Source organism: Aquicoccus sp., from assembly GCF_041686535.1.
GTDB lineage: Bacteria > Pseudomonadota > Alphaproteobacteria > Rhodobacterales > Rhodobacteraceae > Aquicoccus.
Map to the genome: position 1 here is coordinate 1 of NZ_JAWLDS010000176.1, position 3,302 is coordinate 3,302.

1 protein-coding gene is annotated in these 3,302 nt (G+C 60.5%); it reads left to right on the forward strand.

The genetic code is table 11. The features are described from left to right. Nucleotides 1-200 precede the first annotated feature (200 nt). Nucleotides 201-3,212 carry a BPTD_3080 family restriction endonuclease gene (locus ACESL9_RS17575; protein WP_372675375.1) on the forward strand — a complete coding sequence of 1,004 codons (3,012 nt, stop codon included), beginning with the start codon at nucleotides 201-203 and terminating at the stop codon, nucleotides 3,210-3,212. Nucleotides 3,213-3,302: the final 90 nt, after the last annotated feature.

Sequence of the window (3,302 nt, forward strand, 5' to 3'; positions counted from 1 at the left end):
AAATCCCGACAGCCGTCTGGATCAACCCACCAAAGCCAACCGAAGGAAATCAAGCTTAAAGTCCAAGAGCCGCTGTCTCAAAGTCGTTGACACGTTCCGTCCACGCCGGGTGCAGTCCCATTCATGAATTCCATCTGCTACGGATTGCCTCACAGACAGGTGTCTGCTTGAGTGGTGGCAACCAATAAAGAGGCAGAGAAATGTCGTTTTTTGAGCAGCCAATCCTGAACACTCCTTATCTCGCTCCCGAAAAACATTGGGAGTTGGATAACGAAGGGCGGCCAACCGATACGATAGTTTCCAAAAGGCGACGGTCCGACCTCATTTCGGCAATGCCGAAACCGAAGAGCGTGAAAGGTGGCAAGCAATCTGAACTCGAACTTAGCGCCGTAGGTCTCGAAGGTCGGGATATGGCCTATAACGTAACAGAGTTCGTTAACGAGATGCGGTCTCAGGTGGACGCGTGGCGACAGTTGCCGAACCCGAACGACTGGCAGGTTTCTCCGATCACGCAGCGTCTGATCCAACATTGGCGTGCCATCCAGAAGGATGAGACGCAGGCCATCCGTCCGTTTTTCTGCCAGCTTGAGGCCGTCGAGACCGCGATCTGGATGACCGAAGTGGCGCCCAAAATGGGTGATCGGGGCAAGCGCGTCCGGCGTAGGCTGGAGGCCGCGAATACCGAGGCCAATCCTGATCTGTTTCGGGTTGCGATGAAGCTCGCGACCGGGGCAGGGAAGACCACCGTGATGGCCATGCTGATCGCATGGCAGACGTTGAATTCGGTGCGCAGCCCCAATTCAAAGATGTTCTCGCGTGGTTTCCTGATCGTGACGCCAGGGATTACGATCAGGGACAGGCTTCGCGTGCTCCTGCCGAACGACGCCGATAGCTACTACCAAAAGCTCAATCTGGTGCCGGGCGACCTGATGCAGGACATGCAGCGTGCCAAGATTGTCCTGACCAACTATCATGCATTCAAGCTCAGAGAGCGCATTCAACTTGCCAAGGGCACCCGGTCCGCCCTTGAAGGCCACGGAGAGGCGCTGACCACAATCGAGTCTGAGGGACAGATGCTCCAACGGGTCATGCCGGAGCTCATGGGGTTGGGCCGGATCAACGTCATCAATGACGAAGCGCATCATTGCTACCGAGAGCGTCCCGGGAGCGTGACACCGAAGCTGACCGGAGAAGAAAAGAAGGAAGCCGACGACAACGCAGAGGCTGCGCGCCTCTGGATCTCGGGTATCGAGGCGGCCAAGCGCAAGATCGGCATCCACACCGTCTATGACCTGTCGGCAACGCCTTTTTTCCTGTCCGGTTCGGGTTGGGTGGAGGGTACCCTGTTTCCTTGGGTGATTTCTGACTTCTCGCTGATGGACGCAATCGAATGCGGGATCGTGAAACTCCCGCGCGTGCCTGTTGCCGACAACATGCCCGGGCAGCCGGAACCGCTCTATCGCAAGCTTTGGGATGCCATCGGTAAGAAGATGCCCAAGAAGTCCCGCGGTGCGAAACCGGATCCGCAAAGCCTGCCCATTCCTCTGAAAACCGCGATCGACGCGCTTTACGGGCATTACGAGAAGACCTTCAAACTGTGGGAGGCGGAAGACGTCGGCATTCCCCCGGTCTTCATCCTGGTCTGCAACAACACGACAAATTCCGAACTTTTGCGCGACTACATCGCCGGCTACGAGCGGGAGAATGCGGATGGCACGATCGAGACCATCAAGGGAAAATGCGATCTCTTCGCCAATTTCTCCTCCGATGGCGACCGGCTTCCAAAGCCGCGCACGGTCCTCATCGACAGCGCCACGCTCGAAGCGGGCGGCGACGTGGACAAGGCATTCCGCGACGCCCATGCCGAGGAAATCGAAGCCTTTCGTCGCGAACAAGCCGAGCGCGGTGGCGGGTCCGAAGACCTGACCGACGCCGACATCCTGCGCGAGGTCATGAACACCGTCGGCAAGAAGGGTCGTCTGGGCGAGCAGGTGCGCTGCGTGGTCTCGGTGTCGATGCTCACCGAAGGATGGGACGCCAACAACGTCACCCACATCCTCGGCCTGCGCGCGTTCGGCACCCAACTGATCTGCGAGCAGGTGATCGGGCGCGCGCTACGCCGTCTGTCCTATGACGCCGACCCGGACACCGGCCTCTTTCGCACCGAATATGCCGACATCATGGGCATCGACGGTCTCAACTTCTCGGCCCAGCCCCGGATCGCCCCGCCGCAAACGCCGCGGGACGTCATCAATGTCCGGGCCGTCTCGCCTGAACGCGATCACCTGGAAATCACCTTCCCTCGCGTCCTCGGCTACGTGGCCGATCTGCCCTCCGACCGTCTCGACGTCGATTTCTCGGGTATGGAACGCTACGTCCTGACCCCCGAAAAGACATCGGCGGCCGAGGTCACGATGCAGGGCATCGTCGGCGCAAGCGAAAAGCTGACGCTCGATTACCTGCGCTCAACCCGCCAGTCGACCATCGCCTATCACGTCGCCAAGCACATGGTGTTCGAGAAACTCCGCGACGCCCACCAGCACCCGCGCATGCACCTGATCCCGGCCGCCAAGCGCATCGTCAACCAGTGGCTCTCCGAAGGGCATCTGAAGTGCATGAACGGCACGGTGCCGGCCCAGCTTTTGTACCGCGAGATTGCCGACGAGGTCTGCGACCTGATCTTCGGCGCGCTGATCGACAAGCCCGGCGGTGACAGCATCCTGCGCGCCGTGCTCGACCCCTACAATCCGACCGGCTCCACCCTTGGCGTCAACTTCAACACCTCCAAGGCCACGCGCTACCAGCCGCGCCCCGACCGGTCCCACCTCAACTGGATCATCACCGACAGCGACTGGGAGGACAAGCTGGCCACCAGCATCGAGGATCACCCCGCCGTCCTCGCCTATGCCAAGAACCACAACCTCGGCCTCGACGTGCCCTACCTGATGGAGGGCGAGCCGCACGCCTACCGGCCCGACTTCCTGATCCGCCTCGATGCCCCCGAACCCACCACGCTGGTGATCGAGGTCAAGGGCTACCGCGGCCACGACGCCATGCTCAAGGCCGAGACGATGCGCACCAAATGGATCCCCGCCGTCAACCGGCTGGGCACCTATGGCCGCTGGGGTTTTGCCGAACTGCGCGACATCCACGATTTCGGGCCGGGGCTGGATGCCGCGATTTCCGAGATGTTGGGGAGCGTCCCCGCATGACTATCGAAATGGGACCGGACGGTTCCGAACCCGGACCTCCCGATGATCCTGTCTTCCAGCATCTCCTTGAGCAGGCGCTTTACATGGATC